Below are 17,476 nucleotides of genomic sequence, written 5' to 3' on the forward strand. Positions count from 1 at the left end.
CCGATGCCGCCGTGCAGCTGGACCGCCTCCTGGCCGATGTGCCGCGCGGCCTGGCCGATTCGCAGCTTGGCCCGCGACGCGATCAGCGGGTCGAGGTTGCCGTCGGCGATCGACATCGCGGCGTACATGTTCATGCTGCGCGCCATCTCCAGCGAGACATACATGTCGGCCGCGCGCTGCGTCAGCGCCTGGAATTTGTTCAGCGTGACCCCGAACTGCTTGCGCGTCTTCAGGTATTCGGTGGTCAGCCGCAGCGCCTCCTCCATCGCCCCGACCGCTTCGGCGCACAGCGCCGACTGGGTGCGAATGATCGCGTTGCGAATGACGTCCGTCGCGTCGACTGCCGCACCCAGCGGTTCGGCCGGTGTCTGGTCAAGGTCGATCTGCGCGCCGCGCTGGCCGTCGAACGTCCGGTACCTGTGCGCCGTGACCGCGTCCGCGTCGACCTGGAACAGCCCGACCCCGCCGCCGGGCAGCGCCGCGCTGACCACCAGCATGTCGGCGCAGTCGCCGGCGAGAACGGGGTTCTTGCGCCCGGTGATCGTCCACGCGTCGCCGTCCTGCACCGCTTCGGTGGCGAGTTGTGTCGACGGCCAGCGCATCCCGGGTTCGCTGTGGGCGAAGGCCAGCAGCGTCTGGCCGGCCGCAACCCGCTCGAGCAGCTGCCGCTGCTGTTCGGTGCCCGCCTCGGCGATCAGCACGCCCGGCGTCAGTGCGGCAGCGATGACCGGTTCCGGCGCCAGGCGGCGCCCCACCTCGGTAAGCACCACCATCGTCTCGATCGGCCCCACCTCGGCGGTCTCGAACATCAGCCCCAGGATGCCGATCTCGGCCAGCTGTCCCCAGACGTCGCGACTCCAGCCGAGCTCGGTGTCGACGACCTTGTTGCGGCTCTCCGGGTCATAGCTGCGGGCCAGCAGGCCGCGGGTCGTGTCACGCAGCAGGCCCTGCTCGTTGCTCAGTTCAAAATCCATGGCCCGACCTCACAATCCGAGAATCGTGGAAGCGATGATGTTGCGCTGGATCTCGTTGCTGCCTCCATAGATGGAGGTCTTGCGGTAGTTGAGGTAGGTGGGTGAGCTGCGTTGTGCCCACCTCGGGGACGCGATGTCGTCACCGGCGTCGAAAGGGAGTGCGTCGGGCCCGGCGATCTCGACGAGCAGTTCGGTGGTGGCCTGCTGCAGCTGGCTGCCGTGCAGCTTCAGCACCGACGACGCGGGGTTCGGCTTGCCCTCGGCCGACCCGGACACCACCCGCATCTGCGTCAATTCCAAGGCCAGCAGCTCGTTTTCGACTTCTGCGAACCGCGCCGCGAAAATCGGGTCGTCGAGCAGCGTGCCGCTGCCGCGCCTGGTCCGGGCAGCGTATTTCTTGGCCTGTGCGAGCCGGACCTTCGTGCGGCCCACCCCGGCGATACCGGTCCGCTCGTTGCCGAGCAGGAACTTCGCGTAGGTCCAGCCCTGGTTCTCCTCGCCGACAAGCTGGTCGGCGGGGACGCGGACGTCCTCAAACCAGACCTCGTTGACCTCGCAGCTGCCGTCGATCAGCTTGATCGGCCGCAGCGTGATGCCGGGCGTCGACATGTCGATGAGCAGAAACGAGATGCCGGCTTGTCGTTTGGGCGCGTTCGGGTCGGTGCGGACCAGGCAGAAGATCCAGTCCGCGTACTGGCCCAGCGTCGTCCAGGTCTTCTGTCCGTTGACCACATAGGTGTCACCGTCGCGGTGGGCGGTGGTGCGCAGCGAGGCCAGATCGGAGCCGGCCTCCGGCTCGGAGAAGCCCTGGCACCACCAGATGTCGATGTTCGCGGTCGGTGGCAGGAACCGCTCCTTGAGTTCCTGCGAACCGAACTCGGCGATCACCGGGCCCACCATCTTCGTGTTGAAGTTCAGCGGCTCCGGGACGCTGGCCAACTGCATCTCATCGAGCCAGATCTGCTGCCGGGCGGACGACCAGTCCTTGCCGCCCCACTCGACCGGCCAGTTCGGCACGGCGAGCCCGTTGGCGTTGAGGATGCGCTGGCTGGTGACGATGTCGTCGCGGCCCGGGCCTTCGCCGTCGCGGACCCGCTCGCGGATCTCCGCCGGGATCTGCGTGGTGTAGAACTCGCGAAGCTCGTCGCGGAAGGCGGCCTCATCCGCCATGAGCGCAAGCTGCATGTCACCTCCTGTGTGGACGGTATGGGTTGCGTCTCGTGGCACGGTGCTGACCGCACCCCATGCCTTGCACAGTAGGCTTTCCACCTTCTGAACGGTGAGGAGGCCTGGTGCGATGCGTGCGGTGCGCGTGACTCGGTTGGATGGTCCGGACGCGGTCGAGGTGGCCGACATCGACGAACCCGCAGGCGACGAGGGTGTCGTGATCGACGTTCACGCCGCCGGCGTCGCGTTTCCGGACGCACTGTTGACCCGTGGCCTCTATCAGTACAAGCCACATCTCCCCTTCACCCCGGGTGGCGAGGTCGCCGGGGTGGTTCGATCCGCGCCGGACGGCGCGCACGTCCGGCCGGGCGACAGGGTCGCGGGTCTGACCATGCTTCACGGCGGCATGGCGGAGGTTGCGGTGGTCGGCGCGGACCGCGCGTTCAAGCTTCCGGCGACGGTGAGCTTCGAAGCCGGTGCGGGCCTGTTGTTCAACGACCTGACCGTGCTGTTCGCGCTGCGTGTGCGCGGCCGGCTGCGGCAGGGCGAGACGGTGCTGGTGCAGGGGGCGGCCGGCGGGATCGGGACGTCGACGTTGCGGTTGGCGCCCGCATTGGGCGCGTCGTGCACGATCGCGGTGGTCGGCACCGAGGACAAGGTCGACGTCGCGAAGGCGGCCGGGGCCAGCGACGTGGTGCTCGCAGGCGGCTTCAAGGACGCCGTCAAGGAGCTGACCGATGGGCGCGGGGTCGACATCGTGGTGGACCCGGTCGGCGGTGACCGCTTCACGGACTCGTTGCGCACGCTGGCCCCGGGCGGCCGGCTGCTGGTGCTCGGCTTCACCGGGGGTGAGATTCCCGCGGTGAAGGTCAATCGGCTGCTGCTGAACAACATCGACGTGGTCGGTGTCGGCTGGGGGGCGTGGACGCTGTCGCATCCCGGTGCCCTGGCCGAGCAGTGGGCCGAGCTCGAGCCGCTGCTCGCCTCGGGTCGGGTGCCTGCACCCCGGCCCGTCACCTACCGGCTCGACGATGCGGCCGCCGCGATCGCGTCGCTGGAAAACCGCACGGCCAGAGGCAAAGTAGTGCTGAAGGTCCGCGACTAGCACTGTGGCGCTATGCGCTGAACGCCATCTGCGCGGGCGCAGCCGCCGACACCGCGGCGGTGAACCGCAGGTTGTCGTCGGCAACCGGAGCCTGGCGCAACTGGCGGAAGTCGGCCCGGTAGTCCATCGACATCGACCACGGTTCGCGATCACCCTGGCGGGGCAGCTGGTCGGCGGCGCGCTGGACGTAGCCGGCAGCTAAGTCGAGAAGCGGTCTCGTCGCCATCGCGTGGCCACCGACCCGGGGGCAGCAGGCGCCGTAGCCGTGTGCGTCCATGTGGGCCAGCAGCCGACAGAAGTGCTCGCAGACCAGGCCGACCTTCAGCGTCCACGACGAGTTGGTGTAGCCGATGACGAAAGCGAAGTTGGGGACGCCGGACAACATGAAGCCCTTGTAGGCAACGGTGTCGGGCAGGTGAACGGGCCGGCCGTCGACGCTGAGGCGCAGGCCGCCGAAGGCCTGCAGGTTCAAGCCCGTCGCGGTGACGATGATGTCGGCCTCGAGTTCACGGCCCGATGCCAGCCGGATGCCGGTCTCGGTGAAGGTGTCGATCCGATCGGTGACGACCGACGCGGTGCCGTTGCTCAACGCGTTGAACAAATCGCCGTCCGGGACCACGCACAGCCGCTGATCCCACGGCTTGTACGCGGGGTTGAAGTGCTCGTCGACCGGGTAGCTCCCGGGCAGCCGCCTGGCGTTGAGGTGGCGGATCAACCGGCGCGCAGCACGCGGATAGCGTTGGCAGAATCGGTACACCGCGCGCTGCCGCGCGATGTTCTTGCGCCGCGTGATCGCATACCCGCGCTCGGTACCGAGCACCTTCTTCAGCGCGTTGGCGATCGCGTCCCTGGAGGGCACCGGCATGACGTAGGTCGGCGAGCGCTGCAGCATGGTCACATGCTCGGCGGTGCCGGCCATCGCCGGCACGAGCGTCACCGCGGTGGCGCCGCTGCCGATTACGACCACGCGCTTGCCGCGGTAGTCCAGGTCTTCGGGCCAGTGCTGTGGATGCACGATCTGGCCACGGAAGCGGTCACGGCCCTCGAATCGGGGTGTGAAGCCTTCGTCGTAGCGGTAGTAGCCGCCGGCGCAGAACAACCAGTGGCAGCTGAGTTGTAGCCGCTCGCCGGTGTCGACTCGCTCGACGTCGACCACCCATCGCGCGTCATCACCGGACCAGGCGGCGCCAAGCACCTTGTGGTGGAAGCGCACCATCGCGTCGATGCCGTTCTCGACGGCCGTCCGGCGAAGGTAGGCCAGGATCTTGTCGGCGCCAGCGATCGCGTCCTTGTCTTCCCAGGGCTTGAACTCGTACCCGAATGTGTGAAGGTCGGAGTCCGAGCGGATGCCGGGATAGCGGAAGAGGTCCCAGGTGCCGCCGGTGGCGCCGCGGGCCTCCAAGATCGCGTACGTCTTGCCCGGCTGCTCGGTCTGCAGGTAGTACGCGGCGCCGATGCCGGAGATACCGGCACCGACGATCAATACATCGACGTGCTTGACGGACGGGAGTGCGGCGGTCACGTTGGCTCCTCGGGCGCGGAAAGTGATGTTGCATCCATGATTGGGTTGATACCGGCGCGAACCAAGGTCAAAATGCACCGTTATCACTGAACTGGTGATGCGAACTGCACCTGGGTGCCACCATCGGTGGATGGAGTGGGAGCGTCCTTCGAAGCGGATCTGTGAGTTGATCCGCCAGGGAGCCGAGGTTGTGCTCAGCGTCCAGGCGGCGTGGCTGGACGAACTCGACCGCGCGACGTTGGCGGCGGACAAGTCCGTCGCCGACGACCCGGTCCTTGCCGGAGCCGTGCACCGCACCAACCGCGCGAACGTCCTGCACTGGGCGGCGGCCAACGTACGCGACCCGGGGGCGCCGGTGCCGGCGAACCTCGGCCGCGAGCCGCTCGCGGTCACCCGCGAAATGGTGCGTCGCGGGCTCGATCAGTCGGCGCTGAACATCTACCGGGTGGGACAGAACGTCGCATGGCGGCGCTGGATGGACATCGCGTTCGAATTGACCTCGGATCCAACAGAACTGCACGAGCTGCTCGATGTGTCCTCGCGTTCGATCTCGTCGTTCATCGACGCGACGATCGCCGGCGCAACGGCGCAGATGCAGCTGGAACGAGACGAGCTGACGCGTGGCACCCACGCCGAGCGGCGCGAGGTCGTCGCGTTGATCCTCGACGGAGCGCCGATCTCGCGCCAACGCGCAGAATCCCGCCTCGGATACAGCCTGAACCAGTTCCACACGGCGGCGGTGGTCTGGAGCGAGGAGGCCGAGCCCGACCTCGGCCAGCTGGAACGCGCGGCCGAAGCGCTGGCGCGGTGTGCCGGTTCGGGCCGTCCGCTCAGCGTGATCGCCAGCGTGGCCAGCCGATGGGTCTGGGTGGCCGGGACCACCCGACCCGACCTGAACGCGCTGGAGGACGACCTGGCGCAGCTGCCCGGCGTGCGCATCGCGATCGGGCCGACCGCCACCGGGATCGAAGGGTTCAGGCGCAGCCACCTCGACGCGCTGACCACCCAGCGCATGCTGGCCCGGCTGCACTCCGCGCAGCGGGTGGCCAGCTTCAACGACGTGGAACTCGTCGCGCTGATCACCCAGGACCCCGAGGGTGCCGACCAGTTCATCAAGCACACTCTCGGTGAGCTCGAATCGGCCAACGCCGAACTCAAGAACACGCTGTGGACGTTCATCAACGAGCAGTGCAACGCGTCACGGGCGACGGCACGCCTCTACACCCACCGAAACACGTTGCTGCGCCGTATAAGTCGCGCTGAACAGCTGCTGCCGCGGCCGCTCGGGCAGACCAGTGTGCACGTCGCGGTGGCGCTCGAGGCGCTGCACTGGCGCGGCGGACCGGGGTGAGAGGCCGCCAAACACATCGGCCCCAGCACATTGCGTGCTGGGGCCGATGTGGCCACTGTTCAGCTGTTAACGCCCAGAACCCGCTGAATGTCGGGCTTCATCTGCTGCAGCTGCTGGCCCCAGTAGGCCCAGCTGTGCGTGCCGTTGTCGGGGAAGTTGAACACGCCGTTGGTGCCACCGGCCGCCAGGTAGTTGTCCCGGAAGGTGATGTTGGTCCGCAACGTGAAGCCCTCCAGGAACTTCGCCGGGAGGTCAGCGCCACCCAGGTCCGACGGGGTGCCGTTGCCGCAGTAGATCCAGATGCGGGTGTGGTTGGCGACGAGCCGCGGAATCTGGACCATCGGATCGTTGCGCTGCCACGCCGGATCGCTCGACGGGCCCCACATGCTGGTCGCGTTGTAGCCGCCGGCGTCGTTCATCGCCATCCCGATCAGCATCGGCCACCAGCCCTCCGACGGGTTGAGGAAGCCCGACAACGACCCGGCGTAGGGGAACATCTGCGGGTAATACACCGCGAGGATCAAGGCGGAGCCCCCCGACATCGACAGGCCCACGACCGCATTGCCGTTCGGGTCGACACCCTTGTTGGCCTGCAGCCAGTCGGGCATCTCCTTGGTCAGGAAGGTCTCCCACTTGTAGGTGTAGTTCTGACCGTTGCCCTGCGACGGCTGATACCAGTCGGTGTAGAAGCTGGACTGCCCGCCGACGGGCATGATCACCGACAGGCCCGACTGGTAGTACCACTCGAACGCGTTGGTGTTGATGTCCCAGCCGTTGTAGTCGTCCTGCGCGCGCAGGCCGTCCAGCAACAGGACCGCGTGGGGCCCGCCGTACTGGAACTGAATCCGGATATTGCGCCCCATCGACGGCGACGGCACATCCAAATACTCGACCGGCAGGCCCGGCCGGGAGAACGCGTTCGCTGTGGCCGTGCTGCCTGCGATGCCGACCAGCCCGGGCAGCACCATTGCCAGCAGCGCGGCAACCGTCCAGCGACGCGCCAACGCAGCTCGTTTCTTCCCAAAGAAGATCATGATCGACACCCATCCCATCTTTCGTATGCCGCACCACATGCGATCGACGAAGCTTTCTTCGGTGCGTAAGTGAACCACCCGGAGTCGGAACTTCCGGCGATCAACACTGGGCTGCGACGTCGCGGTTGGCTAACGATTGCGATTCGGGGCGGACTCGACCGCCGCGACGTTACGCACCCATGACCTGGGCGAACGCGACGACTCGCGGCGCTGAGCAGCGATTTCGGTGGTTATGAATTCGTTACTGGCGAACGTTCGGGGCGCTGCCAACTCATGGGTTGATCGTGTATTCGCCGATCTGGCGGCCCCAGACGTAGTCGATGGCGAACGGTTGGCCCAGTCCTAAGTGGTTGTACGGCGCGATGCTGTACCCGGTGTCCATCACCAGATACGGCGCCGGCCACAGGTCGTGGGTGATCGGCTGCCAGCAACCCGGCGCGCCCTCCGGGCACCCCGGGCATTGACCCGCGGCAGGTTGTCCGGATAGATGTACGGGTTGCCCGCGCCCACGGGGGTGCCGGCCGCATGCAGCGGGTAGCCGTTGTTGCCGCCGAACAGCTTGTATATCTTCGGCGCGACCTCGGCGTAGTTGCGGATGGTGCAGAACAGTTAGGGGCTGTAGGTGTTGAGCAGTTGGCTGGTGGGGATGAGGCCGCGGGCGCCGGCCGCCAGGTAGGGCCCGCCGCGCTCGAACACCTCGGCGCCGGTGTTGCCGAACCCGATCGAGGCCATCAGCGCCGCGTCCAGGTTGCCCTGCTGCTGATCGAGGGTGCGCGCGGTGGTCACCGCGTTGTTGAGGAAGTCCCACAGGTCCGGCGAGGCGTTGGCATACACGTCGGCCAGCTTGGCCAACTGCGCGGTGTCGTAGCGGATCTGGGGCATCTGGGGATTCAGGTCCGCCAGGATCGCGTTGCCGTGATCGATGGACTGGCCGAGCCGGGTGCCCAACCCGTCCAGCGCCTGGGCGGTGGCGGTCAGGGTGGTGCGGGCTATTGGCCCGGGAACCGCGGGAAGAACGGCCGCGTCGGAGTAGCGGTCACCGTCTGGGTGACCGTGCTCGTGCTGGTTTCGGTGCTGGGTGCGGTCACCGTCGCGGTGTCGGTGTTGGGCACCGTGCTCGTGACGGTGGCCGTGGCGGTCGGCGTGGCGGTGTCCGTCTCGGTGACGGTCTGCTGGGGCTCGGTGACCACCGTGGCGCCACCGCCACCGCCGCCACCCGAGGGATTGTGGTCGCCCGGGGGTGCCGCGGTGGTCGAGGTGTCGGCTCGGAGTAGTACTCGGAATCCTCGGGGTATTCGTACCGTGGCACGGGCAGACCATAACGACGGTTTCTGGGAGTTACCCGGCAGCCTGCTCAAGAACCGCTGGACTGGTCAAGCGCTCATTGGTGTTGCGACAGGTCATAGACCGTCGCCGAGCCGACCTTCGCCGGCGTGAAGTCGGCCCTGACCCAGCGCGCGATGTCCTGGTGTCCGCGTCCGCCCCACGGGCCGTGGCCGTGGGTGTCCAACACGATGTAGTAGGCGATGCGCCGGCTCTGCACGTCGCTGACGAACTGATCCAGTGTGGGTGCCGGGTCGCGGCCGGAGAATCCGCCGAGTGCCATCACGGCGGTGTTGCTCGACAACTCCAGACCCGCCGCGGCGGACGACCTGTCGACCGCAGCCGACCACTCGGTGTTCGTGGCGGCCAGCATCTCGTCAAGCTGCCGGTTGTCTTCCATCTGCCCCCAGCCGCCGCCGTGGCGTGCGGAGGAGGCCGGCCCGACGGTCGGCCCGCCGCCGCTGTGCGGCTGGCCGATCGTCGCGATCGCATACGCGGTGGAACCGGCGAGCGCGCCGATCAGCGCGACGGCCAGGGACGCCAACGCCAGTCGTCTGCGCGACGCCGCGATGAGCAGCACCGCGACCGACGCCGCGACGGTCAGAACCAGAATGATCCACCGCAGCGCGGGCAGCCAATCCGCGTTCCACCTCAGCACCCAAAAGCTCCACACCCCGGTGGTCGACAGCATCAAGGCCAGACCTGCCCGGCCGAACCACGAAGCGCGGCGTTGCCACATCTCGTGCACACCGATGGCGAACATGCCGGCGACCGCCGGTGCGATCGACAGGCAGTAATAGGCATGGATCATGCCGCTCATGAAGCTGAGCACCAGCCCGTCGACCAGGAGCCAACCGCCGAACACGATCGCGGCGGCCCGCGCCAGATCCGTTCGCGGAGCGCGGCCGCGAGCGACGATCACAAGCACGATGGCCAGCAGCGCCGCGGGCACCAGCCAGCCGATCTCGAAGCCGAACTCGCCGGAGAAAAGGCGCGCCAGCCCGTGGGACTGGTTGCCGCCGAACCCGCCCTGGTTGTGCGTCATCACCCGGTCGCCCGCGGCGTCGCCGATGAAGCCCTGGTCCCTGGCGGAGAAGTTGTTGTGTCCGAGCACCCGCGCAAACCCGTTGTAGCCCAACACGAGGTTCATGAAGTTGTTGTCCGTCGAGCCGGCGATGTACGGGCGCGACGAGGCCGGCCACAGCAGCGTCATCAGCACGAACCAGCCCGCCGAAGCCATGAGCGTGACCACGCCGACGCCGAGGTGCAGCAGGCGGCGACGAAGCGGCGTCGGCGCGGCGATCAGGTAGGCCAGCGCAAGGGCCGGCGCGACCATCAAGCCCTCGAGCATCTTGGCCAGGAACGCGAAGCCCAGCGCGACTCCCGCCAACGCCATCCACCTGGCGCCGGCACGCTGGAGCGCCCGCACGGTGCAGTACGCCGAGGCCGTCATCAGCAGGACCATCACCGCGTCGGGATTGTTGAAGCGGAACATCAACGCCGCCGCCGGCGTCACCGCCAACGCGGCTCCGGCAAGGAGCCCGGCGCGCCGACCGCTCACCCTGGTCACGGCGGCGTAGAGCAACGCGACGGCCGCGACCGCCATCAGGGCCTGCGGGATCATCATGCTGGCACTGCTGAATCCGAACAGCTGCCCGGAGAACCCCATCACCCATTGCGACACCGGCGGCTTGTCGACGGTGATGAAGTTGTGCGGGTCGAGCGAACCGAACAGCAGTGCTTCCCAGTTCTTCGAGCCGGCTTGCGCCGCGGCGGCGTAGAACTGGTTGCCCATCCCGTTGATGCTGATGTCCCACAGATAGACAACGGCGGTCCCGATCAGCAGAACCGCCAGCCCAACCCTTTCCCACGTCGTCGCCTTGACGGGGGCGGCGGCGGCCGGGGGTGGGATATCGGTGGCAGCGGCAGGTGCGTCCAACGTCGTTGTCACAGTGCCAATGATGCATCTCTATGTGGGTTGAAGCTGTGAGAGAGCAAAGAGACTGCTGGGACAGCTTCCTGATCAGCCAGAACCTCGGCCGGCGTGACCGGTTGCACACCGGAAGTATTGATGATCGTTACGCTGAGACGGTGTTCTGGTTGTGCCGGACATGTGCCGTAGAGCACGCGAACACGCCGCAGGTCTGCGCCATCTGCGCCGACGAGCGGCAGTGGGTTCCGCGGTCGGGACAGCGATGGGCCACGCTCGACGAATTGTCCGCCGAGGGAATGGCAATCCAGCTCAGCGAGCTCGAAGACAATCTCGTGGCCGTCGAGGCGGTTCCCCCGTTCGGCATCGGCCAACACTCGAAACTGGTGTGCGGCCCGGACGGGAACGTGCTGTGGGATCCGTCCGGGTTCGTCGACGAGAAGGGCGCGGCCGCGGTGGCGGCACGGGGCGAGGTCGTCGCGATCGTTGCCAGCCATCCGCACATGTTCGGAGCGCAGGTGGAATGGAGCCGGCTCCTCGGCGGAGTGCCGGTGTACGTCAACGCCGCCGACGCCGAATGGGTGATGCGCCCGGACCCGGCGATCCAGTCGTGGTCCGGCACGCTGAAACTGACGCCCGCCCTCTCGGTGGTCCAGGTCGGGGGTCACTTCCCGGGCAGCGCCGTCGCGCTCTGGCGAGACGGCGCCGAGGGGCGCGGCGTCCTGCTGGCAGGCGACACGATCTTCCCCAATCCCGATGGCGGCACGGTGGGGTTCCTGCGCAGCTATCCGAACCGGATCCCGTTGTCGGCGGCGGTGGTCCAGCGGATGACCGAAACCCTCGAAGAGCTCGAATTCGACCGTATTTACGGTTTGTTCGCCAACGCGATCGACCGCGGCGCCCGCGCCTGCGTGCGTTATTCGGCAGATCGGCACAGCGCCTGGGTAAACGGCGACCACGACCATTTGACTTGAGCCGTCGTTAGGCTGCCGCACGTGGATCCCGATATCGCGTTCTGGAGTGCGGCGCGCCAGGCTCGGCTGCTCGCCGCCGGTGAGATCAACGCTCCCGCCCTGCTCGAGTTCTACCTGGACCGGATCCGCCGACTCGATCCGCAGCTGAACACCTACCGCGTCGTGCTCGCGGACGCGGCCCGGGCCGAAGCTGCGGCGGCGCAGCGGCGGCTGGACGCAGGCGAGCGCCTGCCGCTGCTCGGGGTTCCGATCGCGATCAAGGACGACGTCGACGTCGCCGGCGAGGTCACGACGCTGGGCACCGGCGGGTATGGTCCGCCCAAAGCACAAGACGCCGAGGTGGTCCGCCGCCTCCGCGGGGCAGGTGCGTTGATTCTCGGGAAGACCCACGTGCCCGAACTGATGATCTGGCCGTTCACCGAGAGCCTCACGTTCGGCGCCACCCGCAATCCGTGGGACACCGACCGAACGCCGGGCGGCAGCAGCGGGGGAACGGCCGCAGCGGTGGCGGCGGGTTTGGCCCCGATCGGCCTCGGCTCGGACGGCGCAGGGTCGATCCGTATCCCGGGCACCTGGTGCGGCCTGTTCGGCATCAAGCCGCAGCGTGACCGGGTTCCACTGCAACCGCACGACGACGCCTGGAACGGCATGGTCGTCAACGGGCCGCTGGCGCGCACCGTCGAGGATGCGGCCCTGTTCCTGGACGTCACCACCACGCTGCCCGCGCCCGACGGCGGGTTCGTGGCCGCGGCCAGCCGGCCGCCGGGCAGGCTGAAGGTGGCGATCAGCACCAAGGTTCCACCCCCGCTGGTGGCCCCGCTCGGCGTGGCGCAGCGCGACGCGGTGGAGCAGGCGGGCGCGCTGCTGCGCGAACTCGGCCACGAGGTGGTCTATCGCGACCCCGACTACCCGGCCTGGGCACTCGCGCACGTTCTCGCGCGCTACATCCGTGGGGTTTACGACGACATGAAAACGCTGCCGCGGCCGGATCGTCTGGAATCGCGCAGCCGGGCCATGGGACGGCTCGGCAGCCTGTTCTCCGACCGGCGGATGAAGCGGATTCGCGACACGGAACCCGCGCTGGCCGCGCGTGTGCTCAGCATCTTCGACGACGTCGACGTCGTGGTCACGCCCGGGACAGCGACCGGCCCGTCACGGATCGGCGCCTACCAGCGCCGTGGGGCGGTCGCCACGCTGGCGTTTGTCGCGGCCCGTGTTCCGTTCCAAGCGGTGTTCAACGCCACGGGACAGCCCGCCGCCGTGGTGCCCTGGGGCCTGGACGCCGATGGTCTGCCGGTCTCGGTGCAACTGGTCGGCAGGCCATCGGGCGAGGCGACGCTGCTGGCGTCGAGCGCTCAGATCGAAAACGCGCGGCCATGGGCGCAGCGAAGGCCGCCCGTTAGCTGAGTGCGCGACCATCTGCGTAACGCGACCCGGCGCCCCGACGACGTACGTCATAGCCCGGTGCCGCGGGAAACCCGACCCATCAGCGGCACCGGGCATATCAATCTCAGTCGATCACGAAGTCGTCGGGGTCCGGGGCCCGTGTCCAGGCCCAGTAGTCGACCAGCCGCCAGGGACTGAGCGAATGCACCTCGCCCGCCGCGTTCTTGTAGAAGCTGTGTCTGATGCTCGGCTGTGACCACACCAGCGTCTTGAGTTCCGCCTGGCAGCGGGCGTACCAGTCGTCGTACTTGTCCCGGCGCGGTTCCATCGCCTTCTTTCCCGTCTTCATCAGCAGGTCGAGACAGCCCATGATGTAGCGGATTTCGCATTCGGAGTGGAAGATCAGGCTGCCTCCGCTGGCCAGGTTGGTGCCGGGGCCGTACATGCAGAAGAAGTTCGGAAATCCCGGGATGGTGATGCCGAGATACGCCGCCGGGCGCTGACCCCACATGTCGTGCAGGTCGACGCCGTCCCGGCCGACGACCCGCAGCGACGACAGCATGTCGTTGACACGGAAGCCGGTTGCGTAGACCAGCACATCGGCGGGATAGCGCCTGCCGCCGGCGACCACCGCGCCGGGCTCGATGCGGTCGATCCCGTCGCGGACCAGTTCGACATGATCGCGGGCCAGCGTCTTGCACCAGCTGCCGTCGTCTTGCAGCGTACGCTTGCCGGTGGCGGGATAGTCGGGTATCACCTTTGCGAGAAGCTCTGCGTCGCCGTCGATTTGGCTGGTGATCCACTCGGTGAACATCATCCTGGCCAAGTCGTTTGCCTGCGAGACCGCCCGCTGCTGGTCGGGCCAGTCGGGATCGACGCGAGCCGCGGCGAGGCCGCTGTCGCAGGCCGGCCAGAACAGCAGGAAGCGATACCAGCGTCCGTAGAAGGGCAGGTGCTTCAACGCCCACTTCACACCGGGGCCGACCTCGGCGTGGTAGTTCGGGTTCGGGAACATCCATTGCGCGGTCCGCTGGAACACGGTGAGACTGCGGACGCGATCGGCGATGGCGGGCGCGACCTGAAAGCCGGTGGCACCGGCGCCGATCAGCGCGACGTCCCTGTCCGACAGGTCGACGTCGTGATCCCATCGGGCGGTGTGAAAAGCAGGGCCGGCAAAGGTTTCCGCACCGGGTAACCGCGGAAGGAACGGCTGGTTCAGTTGGCCGACGGCACTGATCACCGCACGGGCCGTGATGGTCGCTTCGACGCTCTCGGGGCCGCGGACCCGGACCGACCACGTCGAGTCTTCGTCGTTCCATGCCGCGCTGAGGACCTCGGTGGAAAACCGGATGTTCTCGGCTACGCCGTGGCGGCGCATGACCCCGTCGAAGTAGGACTGCAGCTCGGGCTGCTGAGCGAAGTACTCGCTCCAGTGGTCTGACGGCTCGAAGCTGTAGCAGTAGAAATGGTTGCCGACGTCCACGCGTGCGCCCGGATACGAGTTCTCCCACCAGGTTCCGCCCACGCCCGGATTCTTTTCGAGCACCGTGTAGGGCACGCCCGCTTGCTGCAGCCGGATCGCCGCCAGCAGGCCCGACTGCCCGCACCCCACCACGGCGACCGGAAACCGCCCCCGCGCCGCGCTGTCGGACGTCATGGTCGTGACACGGCGATCGCGCCCGTCGAGCTCCATCTCCTCGAGCATCATCGGCACGTACTCGTCCGGGACGTCGGTGCAGACAAGCCAGTCCATCATGCGTTTGAGCTGGGTGGCATCGACCGCCGCCGGCTCAGGACATCCGCGGTCGCGGTAGTCGCGGATGATGTCCAGCGCGACCTTGCGTGCGGTCGCCTTGTCGTCCTCGGACATGAACCCCTGGACTTCGTTCAGGAAGATGCCGGCGGGCCGCAGCGGGCCGCCGAGCAGCGACGCATCGCCGCTCATGTGCACACACGACACGAGCAGCGCGGGAATCGACACGTCTTCCAGCGCCGCGGCGATCTCCGCGTCAGGCGTGGTGAACGGCGTACCGGAGTGCACATTACGCGTCGGTTCGTCGCCGGCCATGCAGTGAATCTAGATCAAAGGCTGTTCACCCTCGCAGTGGTCGGGTCAGACTGAGGCATGGTCACTGACGGTACCTGGGATCCCGACGCCGGCGGACCCGGCGACACGCTGGACCCGTTCGAGGCGACGGACTCGGACGAGGTCCGCAACAACGACGGTGACACCGTCGTCGATCCCCCTGACACGTGGATCGAACCCGCGGTGCACGAGTCGCTCGACGAAAAGCTCGCCGAAGAGGAACCGGACATTTCGCCGGACAGTCCCGAACCGGATGTCGAGGAGATGGAAGACGGCATTCCGCAGGCGGATTTCAAGCTGAACCAACTGAATCACGCCGACAAGGTGGAGGGCGTCATCGTCGAGGACTCCCGTGTCGACCGTCTTCAGATCGACGGGACACCGGAGGACGGGGATTCGTTCTTCGACGTTCTCGAGTAGTCGCCCGCGGCGTGTCAGGTGCCCGCGTCGGCCAACTCGACACCGTTGTCGCGCAGGTCGCCGAGCGCCGTGGCCGTCGTATCCTCCGCCACGCCCGCAGTCAGGTCGACCAGTACACGGGTGGTGAAGCCGGCCAGCGCGGCGTCGATGGCCGTCGCGTGCACGCAATAGTCGGTCGCGATCCCGACGATGTCCACCGCGTCGACACCACGCCGCCGCAGCCAGTCGGCCAGCGATGTACCGGCCTCATCGGCGCCCTCGAAGCCGCTGTAGGCCGCGGTGTAGGCACCTTTCGTGAAGACGGCTTCGATCATGCCGGTGTCCAGGCCGGGCGCGAAGTCGGCGCCGGACGTGCCCGCGACGCAGTGCGGCGGCCACGAGTGCAGATAGTCAGGGTTGTCGGAGAAGTGGCCACCAGGGCTGACGTGGAAGTCCCTGGTCGCGACGACGTGGTCGTAGTGGTCGGTCGCCAGGTACCCGCTGATCGCCCGCGCCACGTGCTGGCCGCCGACGACGGCCAGCGAGCCGCCTTCGCAGAAGTCGTTCTGGACGTCGGTGATGATCAGCGCCCGCACGTTTTCACGGTATCGCCGCGGGCGGCGGGGCGCAGATCACCCCGACCACGGGGTGATCGGCCGCTCGCGCCGCCGGCCATCGACCACTACGTCGACACGCTCGTCGAAGAACGCGACCCGGTCGTACCGGCTCGGCCTCCTCCAGCCGGTCGAACGCGGTGAAGTCGTGATCAGCCAGTGCGGGGTCGTCGGGCCCCGGGTTCGCGGCTGGGCTTGTCGGCTCAGGCGGGCGTGGGTTCGCCGACCTTGACCAGCATCTTGCCGATGTTGGCTCCGGTGAACAGGCCGTTGAGGGCGGCGACGCACGACTCGATCCCCTCGAAGATGTGTTCGCGATGCACGAGCCGGCCCTCCTGCTCCCACCGGCGGAGGGCGGCGAAGGCCTCGTCGAAGCGGCCCCATTGGTCGAGCGCGTTGAACCCCTGCATGAGTGCGCTCTTGGCCAGCAGGTTCACGTAGTTGGCCGGCCCCGGGTGCTGGCCGGTGAGGTAGCTGGAGATGACGCCGCAGAGCACGACGCGTGCCTTGGGGGCCAGCCGGCCCAGGACCGCGTCGAGGATCGGGCCGCCGACGTTGTCGAAGTAGACGTCGACCCCCCGGGGGCAGTGCTGCTTGAGCGCCGCCGCCAGGTCGCCCTCCCGGTAGTCGATGCACGAGTCGAACCCGAAGTCCTCGACCACCGCCCGGCACTTCTCCGGTCCGCCCGCGATGCCCACCACCCGCGCACCCGCGATCTTGGCGATCTGCCCGGCCACCGACCCGGTGGCGCCCGCCGCGGCCGAGACCACCACCGTCTCCCCGGGCTGGGGACGGCCGATGCCGGTCATCCCGAAGTAGGCGGTGGCGCCGGTCGGGCCGTACACCGACATCACCGCCAGCTGGTCGACCACGCCGGGCATGGGCGTGCTGAACAAGTCATCGCGGATGATCACGTACTGCTGGAAGCCCGACAGCGTGGTGACCACGTCGCCGACCGCGAAGGCGTCGCAGCGCGACGCCACGACCTCGCCGATGCCGGCCGCCCGGATGACCTCGCCCAGCTGCACCGGCGGCAGGTAGCCCGGCTGGTCGTTGAGCCAGGTCCGGACGGCGGCGTCGATCCCGACGTAGGTGGTGCGGAGCAGCGCCTCACCCCCGGCGGGTTCGGGCGCCGGCGAGGTGACCAACTCGGTGTCACCGGGTCGGACCAGCCCGGTCGGGCGGCGACGCAGCAGGATCTGGTGGTTCGTCAGGTCGGCCACGATGCCGAAACTACCGAAGGCGCCGGCCGCTTCGGGTGACGATGCGACGACGAGGACGGGTGACGCCCGGGTCACCCGCCGGGAGCGGCCTGCAGCACCACCATGGCGCGACCGCCCACCCGCACCGTCGCGCCCGCGGCGACCGGGCGGCGCTGCTCAGCGGTGGCCTCGAGTCCGGTGGTGTCGAGGTCGGTGGTGTCGAGGTCGGTGGTGTCGACGACCGGCATCCACCGCTGCCCGAATTCCTCTGGTGGGAGGGTGAAGTCGATCGGCTCGTCGTGGGCATTGAAGCACAGCACGAACGAATCATCGGTGATGCGTTGGCCCCGCGGATCCAAGCCGGGAATTCCCAGCCCGTTGAGATACACCGCGACGGATCTGCCGAAGC

General features: G+C 68.0%; 14 protein-coding genes and 2 pseudogenes. 5 read left to right on the top strand and 11 right to left on the bottom strand.

The window, feature by feature from the left end:
• Both VKG81_RS10165 and VKG81_RS10170 read right to left on the bottom strand, forming a co-directional pair.
• Nucleotides 1-974, bottom strand: a 974-nt coding sequence (locus VKG81_RS10165) for an acyl-CoA dehydrogenase family protein (RefSeq protein WP_324395795.1), incomplete at its 3' end; no start/stop codon positions are given.
• A 9-nt stretch (nucleotides 975-983) separates the two neighbouring features.
• Nucleotides 984-2,159, bottom strand: coding sequence for an acyl-CoA dehydrogenase family protein (locus VKG81_RS10170; protein ID WP_324395796.1), 1,176 nt, complete (start codon nucleotides 2,157-2,159; stop codon nucleotides 984-986).
• A gap of 112 nt (nucleotides 2,160-2,271) precedes the next feature.
• Between VKG81_RS10170 and VKG81_RS10175 the strand changes: the two genes are divergently transcribed.
• Nucleotides 2,272-3,246, top strand: coding sequence for an NADPH:quinone oxidoreductase family protein (locus VKG81_RS10175; protein WP_324395797.1), 975 nt, complete (start codon nucleotides 2,272-2,274; stop codon nucleotides 3,244-3,246).
• A gap of 10 nt (nucleotides 3,247-3,256) precedes the next feature.
• Here VKG81_RS10175 and VKG81_RS10180 read toward each other — a convergent pair whose 3' ends face one another.
• Nucleotides 3,257-4,768, bottom strand: coding sequence for an NAD(P)/FAD-dependent oxidoreductase (locus VKG81_RS10180; protein WP_324395798.1), 1,512 nt, complete (start codon nucleotides 4,766-4,768; stop codon nucleotides 3,257-3,259).
• 130 nt (nucleotides 4,769-4,898) lie between these two features.
• On the opposite strand from VKG81_RS10180, the gene VKG81_RS10185 reads away from it, so the two are divergent.
• A complete protein-coding gene (locus tag VKG81_RS10185; protein ID WP_324395799.1) occupies nucleotides 4,899-6,119 on the top strand; it encodes a PucR family transcriptional regulator in 1,221 nt (406 codons plus the stop codon).
• Nucleotides 6,120-6,178: 59 nt separating this feature from the next.
• Here VKG81_RS10185 and VKG81_RS10190 read toward each other — a convergent pair whose 3' ends face one another.
• The 4 genes and pseudogenes from VKG81_RS10190 to VKG81_RS10205 form a co-directional block, all read right to left on the bottom strand.
• Nucleotides 6,179-7,171 (bottom strand): esterase family protein, encoded by a 993-nt coding sequence (locus tag VKG81_RS10190; protein WP_414685221.1) that lies wholly within the window; start codon nucleotides 7,169-7,171, stop codon nucleotides 6,179-6,181.
• Nucleotides 7,172-7,424: 253 nt separating this feature from the next.
• Nucleotides 7,425-8,134, bottom strand: a pseudogene (locus VKG81_RS10195) (MCE family protein); the annotation flags it as partial.
• A gap of 8 nt (nucleotides 8,135-8,142) precedes the next feature.
• On the bottom strand, nucleotides 8,143-8,343 hold the full coding sequence (locus VKG81_RS10200; RefSeq protein WP_324395808.1) for a hypothetical protein: 201 nt from the start codon (nucleotides 8,341-8,343) through the stop codon (nucleotides 8,143-8,145).
• Between the two features lie 191 nt (nucleotides 8,344-8,534).
• A complete protein-coding gene (locus VKG81_RS10205) occupies nucleotides 8,535-10,436 on the bottom strand; it encodes an ArnT family glycosyltransferase (protein ID WP_414685222.1) in 1,902 nt (633 codons plus the stop codon).
• A gap of 131 nt (nucleotides 10,437-10,567) precedes the next feature.
• Here VKG81_RS10205 and VKG81_RS10210 point away from each other — a divergent pair, with 131 nt between their 5' ends.
• The gene (locus VKG81_RS10210) at nucleotides 10,568-11,380 is read left to right on the top strand and encodes an MBL fold metallo-hydrolase (RefSeq protein WP_324395807.1); all 813 of its coding nucleotides are present in this window, start codon (nucleotides 10,568-10,570) and stop codon (nucleotides 11,378-11,380) included.
• 21 nt (nucleotides 11,381-11,401) lie between these two features.
• Entirely contained in the window at nucleotides 11,402-12,787 is a 1,386-nt protein-coding gene (locus VKG81_RS10215) for an amidase (protein ID WP_324395802.1), read from the top strand.
• 103 nt (nucleotides 12,788-12,890) lie between these two features.
• Here the strand turns inward: VKG81_RS10215 and VKG81_RS10220 are convergent, their stop codons facing one another.
• Nucleotides 12,891-14,834, bottom strand: a complete 1,944-nt coding sequence (locus tag VKG81_RS10220; RefSeq protein WP_324395803.1) for a flavin-containing monooxygenase — start codon at nucleotides 14,832-14,834, stop codon at nucleotides 12,891-12,893.
• 57 nt (nucleotides 14,835-14,891) lie between these two features.
• Here VKG81_RS10220 and VKG81_RS10225 point away from each other — a divergent pair, with 57 nt between their 5' ends.
• On the top strand, nucleotides 14,892-15,272 hold the full coding sequence (locus tag VKG81_RS10225; protein WP_324395804.1) for a hypothetical protein: 381 nt from the start codon (nucleotides 14,892-14,894) through the stop codon (nucleotides 15,270-15,272).
• Between the two features lie 14 nt (nucleotides 15,273-15,286).
• On the opposite strand, the gene pncA is transcribed toward VKG81_RS10225, so the two are convergent.
• The 3 genes and pseudogenes from pncA to VKG81_RS10240 form a co-directional block, all read right to left on the bottom strand.
• The gene (gene pncA, locus VKG81_RS10230) at nucleotides 15,287-15,847 is read right to left on the bottom strand and encodes a pyrazinamidase PncA (RefSeq protein WP_324395805.1); all 561 of its coding nucleotides are present in this window, start codon (nucleotides 15,845-15,847) and stop codon (nucleotides 15,287-15,289) included.
• Nucleotides 15,848-16,068: 221 nt separating this feature from the next.
• A complete protein-coding gene (locus VKG81_RS10235; RefSeq protein WP_324395806.1) occupies nucleotides 16,069-17,088 on the bottom strand; it encodes an NADP-dependent oxidoreductase in 1,020 nt (339 codons plus the stop codon).
• A 71-nt stretch (nucleotides 17,089-17,159) separates the two neighbouring features.
• Nucleotides 17,160-17,476, bottom strand: a pseudogene (locus tag VKG81_RS10240) (hypothetical protein); the annotation flags it as partial.

Source organism: Mycobacterium sp. (genome assembly GCF_035314905.1).
GTDB lineage: Bacteria > Actinomycetota > Actinomycetes > Mycobacteriales > Mycobacteriaceae > Mycobacterium.